The 23,072-nt window shown below is 41.5% G+C and carries 17 protein-coding genes; 5 read left to right on the plus strand and 12 right to left on the minus strand.

Translation table 11 applies throughout. The features are described 5' to 3' along the window. Positions 1–261: 261 nt before the first annotated feature. Together CWO13_RS01545 and CWO13_RS01550 are read left to right on the plus strand one after the other, a co-directional pair. Positions 262–1,218: a helix-turn-helix domain-containing protein gene (locus CWO13_RS01545; protein ID WP_108082409.1), complete on the plus strand. Its 957-nt coding sequence runs from the start codon at positions 262–264 to the stop codon at positions 1,216–1,218. Positions 1,219–1,314: 96 nt separating this feature from the next. Continuing rightward, on the plus strand, positions 1,315–2,325 hold the full coding sequence (locus CWO13_RS01550) for a helix-turn-helix domain-containing protein (protein WP_108082410.1): 1,011 nt from the start codon (positions 1,315–1,317) through the stop codon (positions 2,323–2,325). Between the two features lie 1,223 nt (positions 2,326–3,548). Here the strand turns inward: CWO13_RS01550 and CWO13_RS01560 are convergent. From CWO13_RS01560 to CWO13_RS01595, 8 genes are all read right to left on the minus strand, one after another. Then, positions 3,549–4,289 carry a LysM peptidoglycan-binding domain-containing protein gene (locus CWO13_RS01560; protein WP_108082412.1) on the minus strand — a complete coding sequence of 247 codons (741 nt, stop codon included), beginning with the start codon at positions 4,287–4,289 and terminating at the stop codon, positions 3,549–3,551. Then, complete coding sequence (locus CWO13_RS01565; protein WP_108082413.1) at positions 4,286–5,413, minus strand: hypothetical protein; 1,128 nt, start codon at positions 5,411–5,413, stop codon at positions 4,286–4,288. The genes CWO13_RS01560 and CWO13_RS01565 overlap by 4 nt, the downstream gene beginning before the upstream one ends. After that, positions 5,370–6,074, minus strand: a complete 705-nt coding sequence (locus tag CWO13_RS01570) for a hypothetical protein (RefSeq protein ID WP_258186358.1) — start codon at positions 6,072–6,074, stop codon at positions 5,370–5,372. Before CWO13_RS01570 ends, CWO13_RS01565 begins: the two co-directional genes overlap by 44 nt. A 13-nt stretch (positions 6,075–6,087) precedes the next feature. After that, on the minus strand, positions 6,088–8,889 hold the full coding sequence (locus CWO13_RS01575) for a CS1-pili formation C-terminal domain-containing protein (protein WP_258186359.1): 2,802 nt from the start codon (positions 8,887–8,889) through the stop codon (positions 6,088–6,090). Then, the gene (locus CWO13_RS01580) at positions 8,886–9,413 is read right to left on the minus strand and encodes a hypothetical protein (protein ID WP_108082415.1); all 528 of its coding nucleotides are present in this window, start codon (positions 9,411–9,413) and stop codon (positions 8,886–8,888) included. The genes CWO13_RS01575 and CWO13_RS01580 overlap by 4 nt, the downstream gene beginning before the upstream one ends. A 69-nt stretch (positions 9,414–9,482) precedes the next feature. Then, entirely contained in the window at positions 9,483–10,013 is a 531-nt protein-coding gene (locus tag CWO13_RS01585; RefSeq protein ID WP_108082416.1) for a hypothetical protein, read from the minus strand. 311 nt (positions 10,014–10,324) lie between these two features. Further along, complete coding sequence (locus tag CWO13_RS01590; RefSeq protein WP_108082417.1) at positions 10,325–12,745, minus strand: adhesion domain-containing protein; 2,421 nt, start codon at positions 12,743–12,745, stop codon at positions 10,325–10,327. Between the two features lie 100 nt (positions 12,746–12,845). Next, a complete protein-coding gene (locus tag CWO13_RS01595) occupies positions 12,846–14,969 on the minus strand; it encodes an Ig-like domain-containing protein (protein ID WP_146164375.1) in 2,124 nt (707 codons plus the stop codon). A gap of 526 nt (positions 14,970–15,495) precedes the next feature. Here CWO13_RS01595 and CWO13_RS01600 point away from each other — a divergent pair. Both CWO13_RS01600 and pyrC read left to right on the plus strand, forming a co-directional pair. Next, positions 15,496–15,654 carry a YqaE/Pmp3 family membrane protein gene (locus CWO13_RS01600; protein WP_004731890.1) on the plus strand — a complete coding sequence of 53 codons (159 nt, stop codon included), beginning with the start codon at positions 15,496–15,498 and terminating at the stop codon, positions 15,652–15,654. A 192-nt stretch (positions 15,655–15,846) separates the two neighbouring features. Continuing rightward, the gene (pyrC, locus tag CWO13_RS01605; RefSeq protein WP_050632884.1) at positions 15,847–16,875 is read left to right on the plus strand and encodes a dihydroorotase; all 1,029 of its coding nucleotides are present in this window, start codon (positions 15,847–15,849) and stop codon (positions 16,873–16,875) included. A gap of 152 nt (positions 16,876–17,027) precedes the next feature. Here pyrC and CWO13_RS01610 read toward each other — a convergent pair whose 3' ends face one another. After that, the gene (locus CWO13_RS01610) at positions 17,028–17,933 is read right to left on the minus strand and encodes a DUF808 domain-containing protein (RefSeq protein ID WP_102529959.1); all 906 of its coding nucleotides are present in this window, start codon (positions 17,931–17,933) and stop codon (positions 17,028–17,030) included. A gap of 174 nt (positions 17,934–18,107) precedes the next feature. On the opposite strand from CWO13_RS01610, the gene CWO13_RS01615 reads away from it, so the two are divergent. Next, the gene (locus CWO13_RS01615; RefSeq protein ID WP_102433063.1) at positions 18,108–19,034 is read left to right on the plus strand and encodes a M14 family metallopeptidase; all 927 of its coding nucleotides are present in this window, start codon (positions 18,108–18,110) and stop codon (positions 19,032–19,034) included. Positions 19,035–19,242: 208 nt separating this feature from the next. On the opposite strand, the gene CWO13_RS01620 is transcribed toward CWO13_RS01615, so the two are convergent. The 3 genes from CWO13_RS01620 to CWO13_RS01630 all read right to left on the minus strand — a co-directional run bounded on the left by CWO13_RS01620 (position 19,243) and on the right by CWO13_RS01630 (position 23,065). Beyond that, on the minus strand, positions 19,243–20,850 hold the full coding sequence (locus CWO13_RS01620; RefSeq protein WP_102398397.1) for a BCCT family transporter: 1,608 nt from the start codon (positions 20,848–20,850) through the stop codon (positions 19,243–19,245). A gap of 485 nt (positions 20,851–21,335) precedes the next feature. Further along, on the minus strand, positions 21,336–21,908 hold the full coding sequence (locus CWO13_RS01625) for a malate synthase (protein WP_017064292.1): 573 nt from the start codon (positions 21,906–21,908) through the stop codon (positions 21,336–21,338). A gap of 236 nt (positions 21,909–22,144) precedes the next feature. Next, the gene (locus CWO13_RS01630; protein ID WP_102398398.1) at positions 22,145–23,065 is read right to left on the minus strand and encodes a cache domain-containing protein; all 921 of its coding nucleotides are present in this window, start codon (positions 23,063–23,065) and stop codon (positions 22,145–22,147) included. Between the last annotated feature and the right edge of the window lie 7 nt (positions 23,066–23,072).

Below are 23,072 nucleotides of genomic sequence, written 5' to 3' on the forward strand. Positions count from 1 at the left end.
AGTTAGCGAGGTTTAGCATGAACAAATCATATGTAGCTTTACATGCCTACTTCTTAACCGTGTAGAACAAACTGCATAAGTAGTTAAACGAACTCCTATGCAGATACACAATACCGTTTAAAACAGGTACATCTCCTTTCCAGAACTATGATCTATTGGCCTCCGTAGTCAGATACTTTTAGATATGTTACTAAAAAGACGCCACAATCCATCTTGAATAGCTATACTTTAATGAAATCAAATTACACATAGAGATAATGGATGTTTGGAGAGTATTTAAAGGAATTGAGAGTCTCACTTGGTCTTACTCAGAGTGAACTTGCTGTTAAGTTAAACCTTGCAGATGAAGAGTTTCGCTCTGTAGACGTGGTAACGCTAAGCCGTTGGGAACGAGGAAAAACCAAGCCAACACTTGCAAAATGCCTAAGAATCTTGCGTTGTTTACAGGTTGACCTGAGTGACTTTTATGAATTAATACCGAACCCAAACGAAACAAGACTCTTAGACGAGTTCGCTCAACTACGTTTCGATAACAAAATGATAAAACTTTCTTCATTAAATTATGAGACTCCTAAAAGACCACAGTTGCCTCTAATTACTGAGATGCCGCTACTTCTAAAAGATGACGACAAGATCTTATGTAGCCTTAAAGCGTTTTACGAAACTGCAAGCTATATCCCAAAAGGATTATTTGACATTAATCTATATGATTATCAGCAAAATAAACGAGCTATTTTCAAAAGATTTACAACGGAAAGTGGACAATTGATAGGTCATTCACTTAGCTTTATATTCGAAAGTGACTATTTTAACAAAGTCACCCATTCGAAAAGTGTTGATATCGACCTAAAAAAATCTGTCAGTTATAAAAATACAACTAACTTAGCAGTCTGCAATTATCACCGTTACTCTTCTAACTTCGAAGTATTCCGATGCATGTTGGTTTCTCAGTATATAAATCTAATTCGCTATTCAAACGTTAAAAGTTATTATTTTTTTAATGCACTTCCTGAGAGCGGGCAATTTTTGGAACGGCTTGGATTTGATAAGATAGCATTTGATGTTGAATCTGAAACTGGTGGGTTTAAATTAGGCAGTCGATCATTCGAACATTGCTTATATGAAATTGACACTGCGACACTTCTTTCTCAACCCGAAATAATAACCCTTATAAAAACAACACAGTGGAATAATAAAAACTTTATAAAAGATAATTAGGCATATCCAGATAACCAATACTTCAAGATGCCTACCACCTTAAATTTATACACATAATAATAATTCGCCTTATGCAAAAGACCGGAGAAAGCTACTGTGTTTGGCGAATACTTAAAAAAATATCGAATTGCAAATGAACTAACACAAAGTCAAGCAGCTACAAAGCTCAACTTACTCGGAGGAGATTTATCGAACATTGACACAGTTACACTTAGTCGATGGGAAAGGGGAACAACTAAACCAACTCTTAGCCGTAGTATTCGTGTTTTGCGAGAATTTACCAACGATCTTGAGCCTTATCTATCTAAAGTTAGTCATTTACAACATCAAGACCCCAGTTCTAAAAATAGAGTTGCTCAATTCGACTCTCTGATGGAAGAGAAATATCATAGTTTAAATAACTTGCTCGCCAGAGCAAATTATCAGTCAACATCGATGATCGAACATAATCCTGTTTGTGAATGTCCGATTGGAAATTCCAATGATAGTGAGACTGTAAACTCTGTGCTTCTTTTTCATGAGCAAACCTCTGATGAATATATGAAGCATGGACTGAAAAAAATTGACTTTTTAAACTATTGTAATGAAAAACGTTTCATTGCCTATAAATATGTTGATAGTATAACTGGAGAGCTGTTAGGACATAACGTAGGAGCTATATTTACGCTCAAAGGTATGAGTTCCGAAGTCGAAATGCTTGCTCAAAAGTCGATTGATGAAATAGATTTTAGAAAAACCGTACCTTACAATCAAAGCCGAAATTTAGCCTATTTTGCGGCTAGTCAGCATTCACTTTACGAGCGACCTTTTCGACTGCAACTAAACAGAGAATTCAGGTTTTTAGCAAATCACGCTAACATTACCGACTACTACACAACGGTTGCTATAAATAGCTCAGCAAAAGTACTTGAAAAAATGGGATTGTCTGTTGTTTCTTACGAGAAAAAATCAACCAACGGTGCAATCAAAATCGGTAAGCATAATTACTCTAAAGCCTTAATGCACATAAAAACAAGCCAGTTACTTGCTCAACCCGAATTCTTAAATTTACTTACCGGCTGTCAAACCTGTTCAAACCCATGCTCAACCAGCTCTAAGGGCTGCTAGGCGGTCTCTTTCAGCACACATTAACAGGAGTGCCAATCCATCGAAGGTTAGTTCTGATGGATGAACTCCTGCTTTTTTCAGCCTTTCAAAACACAACTCTACAGTTCTAACATTCGTATTCGAGATTATCGAACCAATATACTTCATCATCTGCTCACTTAACTTATCGGTATAGCTACATACTAAGTTAATCAGTAATTAGGTGGTAAAGCACACAGTCAAAAAATCAAATTCACTATGCTAAGTTCTTTAAATTACATATCAATCTCACGAACAATTATATCGTCTATTTCATTGTTTAATAGTGTAACATGACTGCTCTGAGTCAAATATCCTACAGATTGCGTATCATGCAGGCCATCCACATTCGTTAGACTCTTGTCAGAATATATTGCTCGTATATCTCCTCCGACTCTACCTGAAAACGTAACATCATCGGTGCTAGTAGAAGCATTCGCTGAGGTTGCAAAAAGTAAAAACGAACAGAAAACGACCGAAATATTAATAAACGACTTCATAAACACCTCTAATGTAATTGGTTACATATGAGATTTTAGCTAATTTTCGAAGAAAATAAAGTGTAATGCCTAGTTGACCAGCTGAATGACAACATTAAAATTCATTCCCGATACAAATACACCATGAACGCAGTATTAGGCAGCGGTGTAGGCATGGTTAAACCTGTGTCGCAAAGGTGCTGAATAAGAAAATAATGAGCTATAAAGATAAGAAAGGAGATGCATTGATGAGGGAATACGAATATAAATTTATTTATGTGATTTCTTACCATTTCGTTGTATAGCAAACTTTTGCGCGTTCCTCTCAGGACGGTAGTCGGTGTGCCATAATGCGACTAGCTAGATTCCAGAACTCAATACCCAACCAAACGATACACACCCTATTGCAATCATGACTACGTTATCACTCTCTAGCCTATTAGGGGTACAAAAATAACTAACACCAATAAAACTCTTCAATATGTTTTCGCACAAACATAAAAACGACAAAGATATCGTCGCCGAATTAGAAGGTATTATGTAGAGACATTCGGTGTGGTTGAAGAAGTAATTCAAAAAATTTAGTGCATCGAGCTAAACAGCACATAGGAGATGAGAAAAAGTTAGTTAAGAGCTGATGATGTGGAGTTCTATTTTCTAATGGGGTATAAAGCAAAACCGCCTTTTCAAAGCGGCTTTGCTGACTAAGATATCAAATCAAGTGTTCTATTCTAAGATCTGACCGGGGTGGATTAAGTCCGGATTTTCAATATCATTATTCTCAATGATCTCTTCTAAATCAAAGCCGAACTTTCTACGCAGCTCATATAACCAATCCCCCTCTTGCACGACATAAGGCAATGTCGGCTTAACAGCAACTTCAGATATACTGTTAGACATAGTATCGGTGTCACAGTCCATATCCGCTGGGTTAGATGTACAATCAGGAGCTTTTGTAATTTCAAGCGAAGAAGGGCGAGGTTCAACTTGGTCAGATTCAATCTTACGCTTGCTGTCATTGAAATAATAAGATAATCCCACCACGGCTTCTCGTTGGTTTTGCCCAAAATCATCGTTCAATGTTTGATTCAAAGCGATGGTTGCACCAAGGTCGTTATTAATCGCATACTCAGCAACGTACTCTACCGTTGGATACTTGTCTTCAAGACCAATGCCTATCTTTAAATCCAGTGAGTCTCCGTCATGCACGCTATACAATAGAGAAAGATCTGGAATGTATTCAGACTTGTTGTCCAACTGATAATGCTTGGCCCCAAGGTTTAATTGAACTCTGTTATATTGATAAAACAGATGGAGCGATTGAGAGTTGTCATACATATCTCCATCAAAATTATAACCATAGTTTGCTCCAACACCTACACGGTGTGAGTCAGATTCTGCAGCAACAACAGAACCACAACCAATGATCAATACAACAAAACTGAAAGTGAAAAATAAGTGGCTCACAGATTTACCTCATAAACTACATTAAACGACCCCTGATAATTCCCTGAACTAATAGAGTTTCCATCAATATCAAAACTAATGTCGTATGCTACGTCGACTCGATTACTCCCATCTCCATCTACTGTCACCACTTCTGAATCAGGGAATGAAGCGGTGTTTAATACTCCGTCTTGAACAATCACTTTATCTGCACTAGCGCATCCGATCGCACAAGTGATGGTATAGGGTATTTTTTCTAATGAATTTTCCGTATTGGTTAACTCATAGTCACCGGAAGTAGGGCTAAAGGTCATAATCACACCTTCAGGTAAAGTCCCAAACAAACTAACATCATACCTCGTTGTACCAGAGATCCTTTTAGACGTAGTGTCATACTGAGGATCGATAATACCGCTACCTAAGACTGTCAAAGATTCTAGAATCGCTGCTTGATAATCAATAGTAATGAGCAGTGTCTCAGGGATCCTGGTATAGGTCATCGTTCCCGTTTGACTTGTAAAAAAGTACGTTGGAGAAAGATTGATTGAAGCCGTATAAGTTCCCGTACCGACGGGAGCTGCAAAGATGTCGCTGCTAATATCGGGCAATGAGAAAGCTGGTCGAAGGAACTTGAATGGTTCTACTCGGCTTGCCGATACATAACCGGTTCGCGACACACACAGAGTAGACTCTTGTATTACTTTGGCTGAAGTACCGCTGGTGCTTGAGCTGGCGCATTCGTTAGCAACCCCCGCTCCCACATTTGAACCATGATCCTTCAGTGTAAAATAGTTAGCCGAGCTGCCTAAGTTGTATTCAACCCCTAAGACTTCCAAGCTAGTAGTAAAGCTTTCGCCTGACGTATGATTCACGAAGGTAACCGTATTTACAGATTGGTTATCCATGCTTGCAGGGTACCATTCCGCTGTCGTTTGCTCCTGGGCAATCGTCCAAGCAGACGGCGATATGGCTCCACTACCAAAATAACTATTCATTGCAGCGTTATTCCAAACGACAGGCCCATTAGCCGTAATGTTTCCGTAGACTTCAGCGGCATAGCTGGATCCAACTGAATTGAACAGTAAAGCAATAAATAGCAGACTATTTCTTGTTAATCGTAATTTTTTTGTTGTAACTGTAATCATGGGTAGCAACCTTTACGGATAACGAATCGACATCTTTTAGGCCTTCAGCTAACTTAATTGTTTTCTTTCGGCCTGCTAATATTGTGTTAGTTTGTTTGCATTTATTGTTTACTATTCCAGGTTTACAATTATCAAACTGCATGTAGAAAAAAGTGTTACCTTTATTTTCTACATAAACTTCATCACCATTATATTCAATTTTGTATTGAACATTTGCACTCTCAGCTGGAACAATATAATACGGTGCATATCCATAATTTATTCCGACTCTGCTTTTATTTTTTTCGTCGTCTAATACGCTAGGCATGAAAGTCACTTGATAGACTTTATCTTTTTCTAAATTATCGCAGTTAACCTGACACAGATTTTTCACTGATACCCGGCGGCGCTCTCCCGGGTTGAGGATCAACTTACTTGGAAGTAAGGCCAGATCCCATAATGGTAAGTTATCTTTGGTAAGTTCGAGTTTTTCTAACTCACCTCTCGTAACTTTTATTTGGCTTACACTACCTTTTATATACTCTGGTTCTCCTTTGGAACTAGTCAGAGTAAATACACCATTTCCGTCATCACCTGCGATCAATAGCATTTTGTCTATGCTAAATGCGTGACTCAAGGAACTCGTAATTAATAGCATTGAAATTAAAATTACACGTTTCATAATATTCTCTAGATTAGTTAGATGCATATGGTGTGAGTTCCATATGGACAGCATAATTAATAAGCTCGTTGACAAATACTTTATTTGCCGTCGTTAGTAAATCAGTCGACTTTGCGAAGATATATGAATATTCTCCTAAACGTTTGTTGATGATTTCAACACCTGATTCGCTAAGTTTGTTCTGATAATTCAAAACAACATTACTGTCCTTGTATTGCCCTAAATAATAGTAATAGATACCATCAACTAGCGCGATCTGATAACCTTCAGAGTTTTCTTCAAATGTAGGCATGCAAAAGTTGTTACCTAAGTTTAAGTTATTAACTGATGATAATTCAGGGATCACACACTGGTTAGTTTTAGATATAATCTTGTACGGTAGCTTATTTTTAACCTTAAACTGGTAAACACCCTCTACAAGCCTATCTGTCGATACACAACCGTCTCCTATACACTCCACACCATCAATTGGACTTCCGTTTATATCACTGAAAGTCGAGATAAATGACTTGAGTTCCGAAAGTGATGTGTCTAAACGAATAATCGTTCCAGGGTAACTCGTTGCTGAGATATATGACTCTCCATTGTTATAAAAGTCAGAAGCTTCAGTATCCAGTTCAAATTCATACTCTTTGTACTCTTTTAATGGATAAACATTTAATGCATCTTCACTGACATATGTATTACCCTGTTTCCCATTTCGCTCTGAATTTACAACCGCTAAGAACTTACCGTCAGAGGATAAATTCCCTGTATCATTGTTTGCAATAAAGTAACTCGACGACTTTTCACTCGTAAATTCAATCCCCTCTGACGTAATGATGTTACTTGTTCCAATGTAAGCAGATATATTAGCGCTACTATTAGAATTCACATAGACATAAGAGTTGGTATCCATATGCTTATTTTTATAATTTGCAGAAATTGACAAGTCTGCATTATTAGAGTCTTCTTCGCTATCTTGATAATAAAGACCAGCTGAACTTGATACGTTTAGGTTATCTCTATTTACAATACTGCTTGATACTGTATCTCTATGTGACAACGTCGAGTTTCCTCTTTCATCAAACCGTGCTTGCGTACTATGCATATAGTTATTGCTAAGCCCCAAGGGAATCGTCACCGAAGCCATAACACCATAATTAATATCACTAGATTCACTCGCTGATAACTCTAGGCTCAACTTAGAGTCAAGTGGTAATGACGAAATCTGAACACCACTTCTTGCTGACCAACTCTCAGAATCGTTGGTGTACCCATTAGTTAAGTCTTTATGTTGATTTCGAGTCAATATACCCGATATATACGAAGAAACATTTCTCGATAGATATCTGCTATAGTTCATCGATAGTGACATGTAGCTTGAGTTTCCAAATAGCAAGCGAGATAAACTCACATCAGAAAGATTACCGCCTTCGCTCTCAAAGTTTGTATATGACAAACTCAAATCATATAGCCCAAAATCCACATTATAAAAGCTAGAACCATCATCAAATAACCCGGTTACCGCAGATAACCTAGATACTTCACCTAATAATAAATTGCCACCAACATAATTATAGTTGTCGGTCGAAGTAACAAACATTCCCCCACCCACTGCGAGAAAGTCCGTAACCTGATAGCTCAACTTTCCGTTAGTAAAAACGGGGCTTTCGTAATTATCATAGGCAAAACTAATCGAATTACTATCAAAGCTCTCATCTAAACCTGTATTAGTTAATTCTCTTGATAAAAAACCTGCAGTAATATGATAATCAACTTGACCAGAAGCTAGCGCAGACGATGCTGTATTTACAATCAATCTATCTTCGTTATAAAACTCCTCACTGCCATCAAATATTCTAATTGTTGCGGTGTACGTCCCAACAGGTAACTCATTGTAGTCGAAGTAGTCTTGACCAGCATTGACATTACGGCTCAGCAATACACGCCCCCGATCATCATTGATTTCTAATCGCCCGGCTCGAGGGACATTTAGGTAGACGCGCCTTGAGTTGGCTGTTGATTTTTTAACAAGCTCTCTCGTTGAACCAACCGACAGCATATAACCAGAAGTTTTGCTGTTATTCTCTAAAAACTGAGTACTATTCCAAGCACGTTCTTGATATTTGTAGCCTACAGAAAAGCGAGTATTGCCTTGAGCATAATTGTAGGACGAATCATCCGAACTGAATCCGTTGACATCGCTATAGTTCAGGTCATTGTGTATATAGCCATACTTACCAAAGCCTATATAGTTTTCATGTTGATAAGAGTATGCTGATGTATGATCCGTTGTATCACTGTAAGAGCCTGATAGGTTAAGGCCATGTGACATGATCACTGAATTATGGTCAGTTTCTGTTCTCACAAACTCCAGCTCTAACTCTTCTCGCTGCTCTTCTAGATATAAAGAGTTAACATGAGCAATCAATGAGTGACTATCTGGCACGTAAACAAAATCGTAGAGCTCGGGAAGCAAACCACATTCACTTCTATAACCAACACACTCCTTACTAGATTGAACGCCCGTCACTAAAGATTCAGCGATGGCGTGGCTAACGGCTTCATCAATTCCGAATATCACCTGAAGTTTTTCTACTACTTGTGCTTGTTGAGATGTTTGAATTCTTATCTCATCACCGGCAACCAAGGCTATTAAGTTAAATGATTTATTTTTATCTGCTGACAACACCAGTTTTAATGTTAATTGCTGTTCCTCAAATAAGTCTTCAAAACCGTCAGGAATATTCGCACTTGCCTTTGCACTATACATTACAACAGACACGAATATAATTAGGCTGTTTAGACCTAACCAAATTCTAAAAAACATCATAATTGTAACTCCACATTAAATGTAATGTTGCCATTACAACTCAATGGCTCATCACTCGGTATTTCTTGGTTTGTGACTAGAGAAAACTCGTTGCTTGCCCTCTCAAATCCAGTGATATCTTCAGTATCAAATAAAAAATTGGGTAAATTATTAACATCAGGGTAATGGACATGGTCGATATAAAGATCGATAAAATCATTTATAATGACAGTTCCATTTTCGTTGGTTTCACAAGATGAGCTAAAATCTGAAACGTTGTAACTGTATTCAAATGAGTCACCAGAGTTAGTTGGAATAGTTGTCGTAACATAGGATAAGAAAAACCCATCATAGAATGATTTAGACTCATCATCATATTGCAATACAATATATTCTTTGGATAACCTAACATTGATTGAGTAATCATATAAATTGGCTCTATTGATCTGTGTACTTACAGGGAATAAATAGCTTTCTGAACCAGAACTGCTACAACTAAAAAAATTCAACAAGCATAAGAAGAAACAATTTATATTTATATTCATGGGATAGATGTTCTCAAAAAAATAAGGCACTTAATTGATATAAGTGCCTTATGAATAAAAATGTAATTCTTAAGGCAGGGTAGCGATCATATCGACGTTCACGATAACTTCTGTACCAGTGATATCATCAGGCATGCTGTGCGCGGTTTGGTTTGCAACATACAACTGAATATCCTCACCCGCAGAAAGTTGTGTCGCAGCCAGAATATCGGCGTTGGTCAGTTCAGTTGTCGTTTTCATATCACCTACAACAATGTTCGGTTGAACTTCAGCCATAGCTGCTGGAAGTACAGTCACTTGAGATACTGTCCAATTTGCAGGGACTTTAGCACCAAGAACCGCACCTGTGTAATCGTGAGCTTCTAGAACAACTGGCTTAGTCGTTTCAAATGTACCGTCTGAGTTAACCTGCAAAGTGCCTTGGTATGATGCAGAGTCGGTATTACCACCTGCGCCTGTTACTAGAATGTCACCATTTGCAACAAAACCAGGGACGAAACCACTAAATACTGCCGAGCCAGTCGAAGTATCACCAGGCGCAGCAAAAGCTGGAACAGCAGTAATTGCAGACAGAAGCGTAATTAAAGTTAGCTTTTTCACTATATTATCCTTTTGTATATTTGAATATCTGTTGTATTGGCGTTGTGCCATGGAACGAGGCGAATAATAACGTTCTAGCAACACTTTGAGTTAGCACTCTAAAATTTCTTGCTTGATGATATGCCTAGTGGATAATTAACCATGTGAAATAATAACCAATACCAATAGATTGTTTTATTTACGTCGAAAGCAATGGCGATAGTTTCATTCATAGTTACCTATTTAATTTTTTAAATTGCATAAAAAAGCCACCTATTTGAATGAAGTGGCTTTCTTGTTTTATTTGAGATTACTCTTATTACATTATAATTTTAGTTTTTGATGAATGATGAAAACCTTGCTGAACTTACAACAGCATTCGTACCGTCTGTGCCGTTCCCGTTATAGCCTCCAAACCCAATCCAGTAAGAAGAATTTTCATTAATATTTCCCCATGGCATTGGCAAAGTGATAACCGAAGTCGAAGGTTTATCCCCAATCAGACCATTACGAGTGTATACAGAGAAGTTACCGTCGCGGCTTTCGAACCACAGTTTGCGTTCTCCCGATAAATCCGCGTTATACACTGCGATGCTGTTTCCATAACCATCAAATAACTGCACTCTTTTGTTATAGACGTTAATCACAATTGAGAATACTTTCGTCGAATTTGGTGCTCCAGGTTGAAGATCACTAGGGCCCCATGTCGCTTGGGGAGCATCCCCTCTAACTTGCTGCACATAAAAAGAGTACTTCCCTGAGACTATTGTATCGGTTGGTGACTCGACAATAAACTCCCCTATAAACTCTGAACCTTGATACGCCTCGGCAGAATAAAGATTGGTACATTGGACTTGATTAAACATAACCGGAAGCCCCGCTGCGGTATGAGGGCGTAATGCACCTGGAGTATTAGATCGGTGGTGAAGGGCCAATCGAGACCAATTTGAAGGTGTCGCGACATCGAGATCACCGCTTTCTGGCTCTACGACTCCATAAGCAAGGTCATTGTGAATACTGCTACGGACAAAGCTCTTTTCCATCGAGTAATCAAAGTAGCTAACATCAAAATCACCGGATGTGTCAGACGTAACCACATCTTCTGATACGTCTCCCTTAGTTTCGCTATCTACCTTTACGTTTACCTTTTGAAACGGTGCTAGGTTGCCATCTGGGCCATAAGTGCTTGCACTTAAAATGTAACTCCCATCTACTTGACGGTCAGAAGTAACAAGATCCCTGACTGCAAAGTTTTTTACCGCTTCAGAGTCAAGTAATACACACGTTACTAGTCGCCCTTCAAACGGTTCATCTGTTTGCGCTACGTTATCGTTGTTGTTAAATAAATTGAATGTCTTCGCTTGATTTTGCGCCACTTTGTCTGCTAACCAAAAATCTTCCTCGGTTGGCCAGCCATGTGATTGATAAGGCTTTCCTACGGTGGAGTACAATGTTCTTAGTTCACGTTCTATAGGTAGCCTTCCACCTACATCGATGCAGTGTTGGTATGCATCGTTGTATGTCATGGTGATGTACTGCTCACCTAGAGGCGCGCTAATGCCATCCCCTGTAAGGACTTCGTGATAAGGTACCTTAGATAATTCTGCATAGGCCAACGACGCCGGAGCCGTGAAGGTAATTGGAGCACTGATGTACGGGTCGGTGATGGTTATATCGTCCCAGCTTTGAAGCAGACTAATATCAGCTTCGACGTTAACTTTGATCGTTGATGATGCATAGCCACCATTTTTGTCTGTCACCACATAGCTTAAATAGTGTTCTCCGAACTGGCTTGTTTCGAACGTAAACGAATTGGAGTCAAAGTTAGATGTAGGCCCAGGCTGAATGATATTAGTCGAGTTGTAACCAAACACATCTATGAGCTGAAGCACGTCGCCGTCCGGGTCACTTATCACACTCGATAAATCGATGAGTGTCGGCGTGTTGACTCTCACTAAGCTCGGATGCTCGTATTTGTTCGCCACTGGGTCACTATTAAGATCCATCGACACGCCGATGTCTATAATTCCTCCTGCTACGCTGCTTGAATCATTGCTCAAATAGCTATAGTTGATACGCTCGACTCCGACAAAACTATTGCCTGGTGTGTAATTAATCGTATTGCTAGCACTATCAAAAGTTGCGCTAGAACCCGTTGACCCTTGGTCGGGTAGCGTCACAGAGTCCAATGTAAAATTGGCCGTATCGAGCTCTCCGCCTACCTTAGCGAGTTCATACGTAACATCGATAAGTTTACTCGTATTCAGTTGAGTTTGGCTGTGAATTGGAATCAATTGCTCAGTTGTATTACCCACCAATGCACGAGTCGTCGCCGAAGAGAATCCATCATCGGTTGACGAATAACGTGTCGCATTCGTCAAACTCGATTGCTGTACTACCTCTTCGCCACCGACTGAAAAACGGTAGTCACACGCTTTTGCGCTATCTGCAGTTATACTAAAGCCATGACTACTCTGTGATACAACGGCACACTCTGTGTCTTGCGACAACGGCGTCACGTCGATTAGTGCAGCAGCGCTACCGTCCGAAGCCTCCATATTTTCGGAGAGGTCGATATACAATGGTTGCTGGTTGATTCCAGATTCCACCATTTTGTCTTGCACATAGTAGATAACACGATCATTATTGGCTCCTGAAGTCGTTTCAGAATCTCCAATACTAGAGTCACCGCCACCATTACACCCAGACAGTATTGTTAATAAGATAATTGATAATAAACATCTATTCAGCATAATTAAGCTCTAAATCAATATTAACCCTCTATCATTGAAAGGGCTAAAAATTAAGTATTTATATGAAAAACAACCAGGTTATTTAATTGGATTTCTAGCGTTATTGTTCCGCACGGAAACTCGCTTCATTAATATAGGTTTCAGCCGCATAATACGAACGTCCACCAAAACCTATCCAATATTCAGCATTAGGGTCGATCATTCCCCAGTCCATTTCAAAATCAAACAGCGAACTTTCAGGCTTTTCTGCCACTAATGAGGTATAAAGCTTAAATCGATTATTTTTCACTTCGAACCAAACATAACGATCTCCCTGTAGATCAATATTGCTTACCGTATACTTGGGCGTATTACTATCAATAAATATATTCAGTTCTTTCTCATATATATCGATAACCACTTCAAAGTTTTTGCTGGCTGGGCCACCCGGTCTCCAAATCTCCTGTCCCCAGGTGCTAGTCGGCGTATCGCCCACTTGCTGAAGATAGAATGAGTATTTTCCGTTACCGGCACCAACATTTTGGTAGCTATAATAACGACCGATTAAAGTCGATCCTGTGTAAGACCCAACGTTGTAAACTGACGTGAGTTTTTTACCCGCAAACGTGACGGGTAAACCGAAATTGGCATCTACAGCAGGTATGCCGCTTCCTTCTGTAATTGTCCTGTTCCATGAACCTGCGTCTTTTACACTTAAGACATCAGCCTCACTATCAATACTAATAAGCTGCTCTTTGACAATATCGTAGACGGACACAACACCAACGTTGTTTTCGAAAGAGAGATCCGTGTAGTCAGCATCAACCCAACCAAACTCATCAGTATCGTAGTACTCTTGCTTGAAGTATCCGTTCTTCTCGATACCCGCAGTCACAAAAACATTTTTGGCGTAGTGCGCGGGTTGAAGATCAGGCGTCAGTATGCGGAATCGGTATCGAGTTTTATCACCTATCAGTTGAGAGCTGCCTTGATCGATGGAATATCGGCGCACATCTGGAGAGTCATAAAGCATGCACGTGACCAAATTAGGGGTTGCCCTCAATTCTTGAGACACAGTCACTACATTTGTGGGTGAAATATAAATAGACCAGCCTTGGTCAGCCCCTGTAAGGTTTATCGCTTGTTCTGTTCTTGAGCCAACCCAATAACTATCGTCTGTTGGCCAATTATTGGATCGAAAGAGTTGAATTGACTGTTCAAGTTCCCCTTGAGTCGGAAGGCGCCCCCCCATTGCTTTACAGACATCCATTGCCTCATCGAACGAATGAAGGGTAATTTCACTAAACGCAGGGCTGTTTACCCCGTCCCCAATAAGCGTGTCTGAGTATGGTTGATTGACATAGTCTGCTTCCGCTTTAGACATAGGCGCCGTAATCGTTACGTTAGTAGCATTAGCGGTATCGTTGTACGTTATATCTTGCCAATCTCTTACCGATGAAGGCTGAGGTTCAACTGTGACACTGACGACTGCGGAGCTATAACCACCTTTACCGTCTGAAACAACATAGGTAACATAATGCACCCCTGAAACGGTCGAACTGAATTCAAATGTCGAGTCGCTTGTGACCGAGACAGTAGAATCGTAACTGCTTACCTCTTGCAGGGTCACCACGTCACCATCAGTGTCCGAGACAAAACTTGATACATCGATAGCGATTAAGGCGCCGTTCCCTACAATAGTTGAACCCGTCACTGAGTCTTGATATTGGAAATTTCCGCTCGTTGGCGCGTTGTTACTGCTGGTCGAAACAGAGACATCAATGTCCCCCGTAAGAATGTTGATGCCATCACTGTAGCTGTAAGAAATACGTTCGACACCTAAAAAGCCCGGGCCCGGTGTATAAGTAATCTCATTGGTCGACGGGGAAGTAATCGCGCTTGAACCTGAATGAGCACCATAAGGCATGGTGACGTCGCTAGATAATGTATAAACCCCCGTGTCAATCGCACCACCATTTGAAACATCAATGGAAATCGCGATGCCCTCTGAAGTTACAGAAGATAGCGGCGCTAGCATTGTGACGGTTTCACCGACAGCAGCTCTAGCCGTTGCGGTTGACGTTGAAGCACTCTCTTCAGTCTCGGCCATAGCCATTGGCGTAATGCTTTTACTACTCTTTGCCCCCACTCTATAGCGATATTCACAGACATTCGCTGAACTCGCATCTATAGTGAAACCTTTATCGTCTGCGGAAATTGGATCGCAAAAACTATCGGAGCTCATTGAAGCAACATGAATAACTGAAACTTCGCTACCATCATTAGAACTTATATTGTTCGAAAGGTCTAAATAGAACGTTTCAGATAAAGGTCCTGTGCGTATCGCATCAACTGCTTGATATAACGTTTCGGTATTTGGTGAGGCTGTTTCAACCTCTTGATTGCTAGCTGTGTTATTATCTTCCGCTCCACATCCGTATAGCACGCTAACGAAAAGAAATAACAATATGTTATTTGTAGTATGTTTTTTCATGTCTAATATTAGCTTCCAATGAGTACGCCTTTAACATACCGAAATACGTAGCAACAAAGTTAGCATCAACTCATCATGAAAGACTCACCATGCCTAGTTAAATCATGCAAAGGAATTATATATTCAGCATTAAACACTTGATACTAAGCTATTATCTTGAGATGTTTAGCTTTCTACCTTGATACATTAAGGCAGCAATGCAGTAACACTCTCCATACGTTCTATACTTTGAACACAATTACTGCATTGAACTTTCATTGAATAAAAAGGATTTATCATGAACAAACTCGTCATTATCATTTTATGTGTACTGCTTCCGCCTGTTGGTGTGTTCTTCGCTCGTGGTGCAGGTAAAGATCTGCTGATTAACATCATCCTGACCTTCTTCTTCTGGGTGCCAGGAATGATCCACGGGCTTTGGGTGGCGACTCGATAGCTCGTCCTCAAAATTAAATACCGAATAAAATACGAAGAAAAACAAGCTCCTAACCCTGAAGAGTTAAAAATAGGATGAAATGAAAGTGCTTTTCCACTATCATCCTGTCGCCTAAACGTAAGCGATTGCTTTCACAGATTTCGCCGAGTTTAGGCTCCAACTACATAACACTTCAAATGGTGGGAGCCTTCAATGACACAACTTACGATTACTCGTCCTGACGACTGGCACGTTCATCTACGCGATGGCGAAGTATTAAAAGATACAGTGCGCGATATCAGCCGCTACAATGGTCGAGCGTTAATCATGCCAAATACCATCCCACCGGTAACCGATACCGAAATGGCTCTTGCTTACCGTGAACGCATCATGGCAGAGCAGCCAAGCGAGCAGTTCCAGCCTCTAATGGCACTTTACCTGACAGACAACACAACACCTGACGAAATTCGCAAAGCGAAAGAGTCTGGTGCAGTAGTCGCTGCAAAGCTTTACCCAGCAGGCGCGACGACTAACTCGGATTCAGGTGTAACTTCGGCTCAAAAGATTTACCACGTGTTAGAAGCCATGCAAGAAGTGGATATGTTGCTACTGGTTCATGGTGAAGTAACCACTCACGATGTTGATATCTTTGACCGTGAGAAGCAATTCCTAGACACCGTGCTAGCGCCGATTGTGAACGACTTCCCTAACCTGAAGATTGTTCTAGAGCACATCACAACTGCTGATGCTGCAAACTTCGTTAAAAACGCGAACGACAACGTAGCGGCAACCATTACTGCTCACCACTTGCTTTACAACCGCAACCACATGTTGGTTGGCGGCATTAAGCCACACTTCTACTGCCTTCCTATCCTGAAGCGCAACACTCACCAGTTAGCACTTATCGAAGCGGCAACAAGCGGCAGCAAGAAGTTCTTCTTGGGTACAGACTCTGCACCACACGCAAAAGGCGCAAAAGAGTCAGCATGTGGTTGTGCGGGTTCTTACACAGCGCACGCTGCCGTTGAACTGTACGCAGAAGTGTTCGACTTAGAAGGTAAGATTGAGAACCTAGAAGCGTTTGCAAGCCACAACGGCCCTGACTTCTACGGTATTCCACGTAACACGGACACCATCACTCTTGTTAAAGAAGAGTGGAACGTTGCTGAAACGATGCCTTTTGGTTCAGACATCGTTGTGCCAATCCGTGGCGGCGAGACGATTGCTTGGTCTGTAAAATAAACGCTTAGTCGGTAAATAAGCGCTTATATTGCAAAATAAGAGCGTGGTGTTAATTAAACACGACCCATTAGATTAAAAGGGGCACCATAATTATTATGGTGCCCCTTTTCGTCTCGTGGAGAGAGGGTTTTATTAAGATCAATAATGAGCGATTACTTACCGCGAATTTTTCCAATCACAGTCCAAACAGCAACGACGATCAATCCAGCTAAGACGCCGATAACACCGTTCAACAGAGTTGGAACCACCGCTGTCGCTATCGTATGTCCACGAAAATCCATAATAATCGGCTCAATTAAGTGATGAATCGCAGGAACGTTGTGCACCACAATGCCACCGCCAACCAAGAACATCGCTGCAGTACCGACCACAGCAAGCGTCTTCATTAACTTGGGCGCAAACGCGACTAGCCCGTTACCCAATTGAGTTTTCATGGTACTTCCACTCGATGTTCGCTGCAGATAGAAGCCTAAATCGTCCAACTTAACGATCCCTGCCACTAAGCCATAAACACCAATCGTCATCACTACCGCAATCAAACTCACGACAAGAATCTGAGTAAGGATACTTGTACCCGTCACAGTACCCAGTGCTATCACGATGATTTCCGCCGATAAGATGAAGTCGGTACGAATCGCGCCAGCGACCTTTCTCTTCTCGTATTCCTCTATGGATTCACCAGTACTCGTATCTTCCCCCTTTTCATCATCATGATGAGCATGAGGAAAGAGCTTCTCTAAGATTTTCTCTGCGCCCTCAAAACAAAGAAACAGACCACCAATCAAAAGCAAAGGCATGATCAGCCAAGGAATAAAGGCACTGATCAATAATGCCGCGGGCACCAAAATCAGCTTGTTTTTAAATGAGCCTTTGGCAACCGCCCATACCACTGGGATTTCTCGCTCAGCAGAAACACCGGATACCTGCTGGGCATTCAGCGCTAAATCATCCCCCAACACACCAGCGGTTTTTTTCGCTGCGACCTTAGACATCAGTGCGACATCATCCAATACGGTTGCAATGTCATCCAGTAACGTTAATAAACTTGCTCCAGCCATTTTATGGTCTCTTTTAAGGGATTAAACAATTGATAAAATGTAACACCATCAATTCACTCGTCAAAGTTATGAGTCTGTAAAAAATAGAGTCACAAGTTGTGTTTTCTATTGCCGGATCAGCTAGACAGGACTAGTCTGTCCTCATCTTTCGCGAACATAAAAGAAGAAGTATAGATGAAAAGTGAATACTCCTACCCAATTGGTAAGCCAGGACAAAGATGGCAAGAAGCAGAACGTCAAGCATGGTTCGCTCAAAGAACCGTTAAGCGTGAATACCAGCAAGAAGTCGTGCCAAAAATCCAAGCATTAGCAGACCGCTTTGATATCGAGCAATACGGTGCATTGAGCTACGATGAAGCTCGCTTCCCGCTTTTTGCAATCAAAAGCAAAAACTGGGACGAGTCAAAGCCGACGATTCTGGTAACCGGTGGTGTTCACGGTTACGAAACCAGTGGTGTGCATGGCGCTATCAAATTTGCAGCGACCCAAGCAGAGAAATACGTAGCGCACTTCAACATTGTAGTAGCACCTTGTGTAAGCCCTTGGGGTTACGAAGTGATTAACCGTTGGAACCCAAATGCTGTTGATCCAAACCGCTCTTTCTATGACGGTACGCCAGCAGAAGAATCAGCAAACCTACGTGCGTTAGTCGCTTCTTTACCAGAAGTCTTGGTTCACGTTGATCTACACGAAACGACAGATTCTGACGAAACAGAATTTCGACCAGCACTCGCAGCACGTGATGGTATTGAGTACATTGAAGGTATGATTCCAGACGGCTTCTACACAGTTGGCGATACTGAAAATCCACAGCCAGAATTCCAAGCGGCGGTGATTGCTTCAGTAGAAAAAGTAACGCACATTGCGCCAGCAGATGCAGACGGCAAGATCATTGGTTCTGAAGTTACCCAACATGGTGTGATTAACTACCCAATGAAGAAGCTTGGCTTATGTGGCGGTGTGACTGACTGTAAGTACGGTACAACCACAGAGGTTTACCCGGACAGCGATAAAGTGACAGACGAAGAGTGTAATGACGCTCAGGTTGCAGCGGTAGTCGGTGCTTTGGATTACGTTATTCAGCACGAACTGAACGCGTAAGCCAATAGCTAGTAGCTAGTCCCTTAGAACTAATCCCTAAAACTAAAAAAGAGCCACAAGTGACGAGTCGCTTTTAGCTCTTTTTTTGTCTCTTTCTCTTACCTGCCATTTCTTCTCAGGCATAAAAAAGCTCCCTTGCACACTGTGCAAGAGAGCTTTGAAATCACGCTTAGTCAGGAGTCATTCATGAACTCCCTGCTTGAGTTCTTTAGTTAGTCGTTTCGCTAACGCTTGCTTGTCCTTTATCTACTTCAGTTAGTAGACCTTTCAACAAGCTGAAACAACCAATCAGAAGAATGATCGTAAACGGCAGTGCAGCAATGATCGTTATCGATTGCAGTGCTTGGATAGATTGAGTACCACCAATCCACAGCATTACCATTGCAATAGCGCCTGAGATAACCGCCCAAACCACTTTCTGTTTCACTGGTACTTCAAGCTTACCACCCGCCGTCATGCCATCGATAACGATAGAACCTGAGTCTAGCGTAGTCACGAAGAATACGATGATCAGTGCTACAGCGATAACAGATAGAATGCTACCAAACGGGTATGCGTCTAGCATGTAGAACAAGCTTAGAGATACATCTGTGATGCCTTGGTCGAGGCCAAGTTGCCCCACATGACTGATCACTTGCTCGATAGCCACGCCACCAAAGATAGACATCCAAGCCGATGTTACCAATGTTGGGATAATCAGTACGCAAAGTAGGAATTCACGCACCGTACGGCCTTTAGAAATACGCGCTACGAACATACCGAAGAATGGTGCATACGCAACCCACCATGCCCAGTAGAACACAGTCCAACCATGTAGCCATGTTGTGTCTTCTCGACCAGAACTTTGGCTCAATGCAACGATGTTTTTCACATAACCCGTTACCGCAGTCGCCACAGAATCAAGCACAGTTGTGAAGTTCAGAACAGCGATAAGACCAAGGAATACGAACGCAATAACCATGTTCAAGTTACTAAGGAACTTAACACCACCGTCCATACCACGCATAACAGAGATGATCGCCAAGCCCATAATCAAAACGATAATAGATTGCTGAAGGAAGATGTTGTTTTCCAAGCCAAACACGTGGCTGATACCACTTGCTGCTTGTGTACCACCTAAGCCTAATGAGGTCGCAAGACCAAACAACGTAACCAGTACAGTAAGTACGTCGATCACATCACCGGTTTTGCCCCATACTCGTTCACCCAGAATTGGGTAGAACACGGAACGCATTGATAGCGGTAAGCCTTTGTTGTAAACAAAATACGCAAGACAAAGTGCCGTCATGCCATAGATAGCCCAAGCATGGAAACCCCAGTGGAATACGGTCGCACCCAGTGCCAATTCACGGCCAGCTTCTGTGAAAGGTTCTGCATCGAGTGGCGTTCCGAACCAGTTGGTGAAGAACGCCGTTGGCTCTGCAACACCCCAGAAAATAAGTCCAATACCCATGCCTGCTGCGAATAGCATCGCAATCCAAGATGACATTGAATAATCCGCAGTCGCGTCTTCGCCACCTAAGCGAACTTTACCCAAAGGTGAGAATGCAAGAATAACGGCAAAAACTAACATGATGTTGGCTCCCCACATAAAGAGGAAGTCAAACTTAGATAAAACAGCACCCTTGATAGAATCAATCGCAGCTTTGGCATCTGCAGGAGGAAGAGCAAGAAGAGTGATGATAAAGAGAAGAGATAAGCCTACTGAGGCTACGAAGACTGTGTTATGGACATCCATGCCCCATTTACTGACGTTATCTTGACCAACTTGATAGTCAGTAGAATCAATACTGTATTTTTTTGATTTAAAACTCATAAATTATGATGTTCGCATATCCGAATCAACGAATATAAGGACGCTCTCCATATCCAACTACTACTTGATTGGCTCGCCATTTCACAAAAATAAAACGTGATAAAAACCACCGAGCAAGGTGATAAATGGACTTACTGGCTCAATCCCAGGACGCACATAATAGCACAGCACGAAGTATTTTGACTGAGTTTTTGCTCAATAGTCACCCAAAGCACCGTCAACCATGATAGTTGAGACAATAAAAACAGAATAAAATAAACAAATAAAAACCTTTAAATACAGCGCATTAAATTAAAATAACGCACCGTAAAATATCATTCAAAGTTTCTACAGATAATTTTACTAACCACCCAATTTATTTATAGCTCTAACAAAAAAGCCCCGCTATAGGGGCGGGGAAATTACCAAAGGTAAAAGAGAAATCAGTGTTAGGATGTCAGTGCTGCGATTAGCAGAGCAGCACTTCACATTTCAAAGACAGCACATTAGATCGCGAAGCAAAAACCTAGGTTGTAGTCTTCGCCATTCTTCGCCGTGAACTCTTTGTCTTCACTTGATGCATTCGGGCGGCCGCTTTCATCGCCTTTTACTAAGCTCACCCAGTGACGAATACCTGAAGAACGGCTAGCCTCAGTTTGGCCAAACGTGGTGCACGTCTCTAATTGGATATCTTGAATATCAACTAACTCCAGACGGCCTGTGCCTTTACGAGCGCCGATTGTCACTTCAACGTGTGTACCGCTTTCATCGCGGAATAGGATTGCTGAAGGCTTAGACTTGTCACCGGTGTAAGCTACAAAATGCTTAGCGCGTTTCAGGCCGGTGTGTTCACCATTTTTGAAATAAACCTGAACATGTCGGTAATCAATCTCGTAGCTCACTACATCTTCATGTGAACCAGTCTCTAGAGGAAATAGAGTATCAAGCAGCTGTTTCGCCATTTTTTGTTTTTCGAGTTGCTTGTCTGCTTTCACCATCTCGACGGCAAAGACAGCTTCAGCAATAAATGTTGAATGGTTTCTGTGAAGTTCTGTTTTGTCTAGTGTCAGCATATTCATAGTCTATCCCTCGTACGGCTTTAAATTTCATTTAGGTCAAACATCCCAATAGACCCTTTTCAAAATTGTTCTTTACTGTGTGGTTTCCATGTTTTTCATACTACTTGTATTTTTGAAACAATTTCACAACAAAAATTACACACTGTGAATTTTACTAAATCGCTTTTTTACACAAACCGGTATTTCGAGCCCCCAGCCCTTTATTTCACTGGGTTGAGGGTTCAGTAGAAACACGTTTACGTGTTGTTTGAATTTGTGTAATAACCCACTCCAACCAACTTATTGTCGATCACTCGATAGTAAGTATGCTTGGTTTCTACTTTGCTCGACAGCGGGTTTAACCATCGGTAGGTGTAAACACCTCGGCCGTTTTCTTTCGCAAGGTTCAACATCTCCGTGAGAATTGGCTTATCGTCAGGGCTTAGAATTTCGTTGTGTGAACGCCCGACAAGCTCAGGAGAAACCCCGTGCGCCAGCAGTTTCCCAGAGCTCATATCCATCACAAACACATACAAATCCCCTTCTACAAAGCTGCCTTCCGCGTCATTGAACTCAGTTAGGCTCTCTTGTTCTGACTCCACTATCGCGGTCATCGCTCTCGCCAGTAAATTCTTAGCCTCAGCCGCACTCGAACGTTCAGGGTAATAACCCACAGCCACAATCACATCGCCTACTCGCTCAAAGAAAGTCGTTTTCGGTTCACCCATACGATCAGTCGGATTCGTCCAGTGATACTTCACTTCACCAAAACCGTTGTGTACCGCTTTGGTGATCATTTCACGGAAAAAAGGATTGCCGTAAACGTCTTGCGTGTCCAACACACTGTCGCCCACCAGCACCATCGAAGATCCGCCACTGGCAAGGAATTGGCCATCGATGCCCAAAGCAAACACATATAGCTCCCCATCGATATATTCAGGGTCACTCATAAAGTCTTTAACGCTTTCATCGCCATCCTTTTGAACATGGACCACCGCTTTAGCAAGGAGAGTTTTGGCTCTTCTTTCTGCATCACTGACAACGTGTGGTTCAGAAATATCGAGCACGTTTACAGGCTTGGCTTCTTTCTCCGTTTCAGAATGTTCGGCACGTAAACCAATGCCACTCACTACAGCAAACACGGCACAACCAATGAGGATGATTCTGGATAAATTCATGGTTCTC

Origin of the sequence: Vibrio sp. ZF 223 (genome assembly GCF_003050585.1) — a bacterium.
GTDB classification, from domain to species: domain Bacteria; phylum Pseudomonadota; class Gammaproteobacteria; order Enterobacterales; family Vibrionaceae; genus Vibrio; species Vibrio crassostreae.

What these genes read in the sequence shown, in the direction of transcription:
- CWO13_RS01545 (WP_108082409.1), top strand. Translation starts at nt 262, where the DNA reads ATGTTTGGAGAGTATTTAAAGGAATTGAGAGTCTCACTTGGTCTTACT.
- CWO13_RS01565 (WP_108082413.1), bottom strand. Translation starts at nt 5,413, where the DNA reads ATGATTACAGTTACAACAAAAAAATTACGATTAACAAGAAATAGTCTG.
- CWO13_RS01570 (WP_258186358.1), bottom strand. Translation starts at nt 6,074, where the DNA reads ATGAAACGTGTAATTTTAATTTCAATGCTATTAATTACGAGTTCCTTG.
- CWO13_RS01575 (WP_258186359.1), bottom strand. Translation starts at nt 8,889, where the DNA reads ATGATGTTTTTTAGAATTTGGTTAGGTCTAAACAGCCTAATTATATTC.
- CWO13_RS01580 (WP_108082415.1), bottom strand. Translation starts at nt 9,413, where the DNA reads ATGAATATAAATATAAATTGTTTCTTCTTATGCTTGTTGAATTTTTTT.
- CWO13_RS01590 (WP_108082417.1), bottom strand. Translation starts at nt 12,745, where the DNA reads ATGCTGAATAGATGTTTATTATCAATTATCTTATTAACAATACTGTCT.
- CWO13_RS01595 (WP_146164375.1), bottom strand. Translation starts at nt 14,969, where the DNA reads ATGAGCTCCGATAGTTTTTGCGATCCAATTTCCGCAGACGATAAAGGT.
- CWO13_RS01600 (WP_004731890.1), top strand. Translation starts at nt 15,496, where the DNA reads ATGAACAAACTCGTCATTATCATTTTATGTGTACTGCTTCCGCCTGTT.
- pyrC (WP_050632884.1), top strand. Translation starts at nt 15,847, where the DNA reads ATGACACAACTTACGATTACTCGTCCTGACGACTGGCACGTTCATCTA.
- CWO13_RS01610 (WP_102529959.1), bottom strand. Translation starts at nt 17,933, where the DNA reads ATGGCTGGAGCAAGTTTATTAACGTTACTGGATGACATTGCAACCGTA.
- CWO13_RS01615 (WP_102433063.1), top strand. Translation starts at nt 18,108, where the DNA reads ATGAAAAGTGAATACTCCTACCCAATTGGTAAGCCAGGACAAAGATGG.
- CWO13_RS01620 (WP_102398397.1), bottom strand. Translation starts at nt 20,850, where the DNA reads ATGAGTTTTAAATCAAAAAAATACAGTATTGATTCTACTGACTATCAA.
- CWO13_RS01625 (WP_017064292.1), bottom strand. Translation starts at nt 21,908, where the DNA reads ATGAATATGCTGACACTAGACAAAACAGAACTTCACAGAAACCATTCA.
- CWO13_RS01630 (WP_102398398.1), bottom strand. Translation starts at nt 23,065, where the DNA reads ATGAATTTATCCAGAATCATCCTCATTGGTTGTGCCGTGTTTGCTGTA.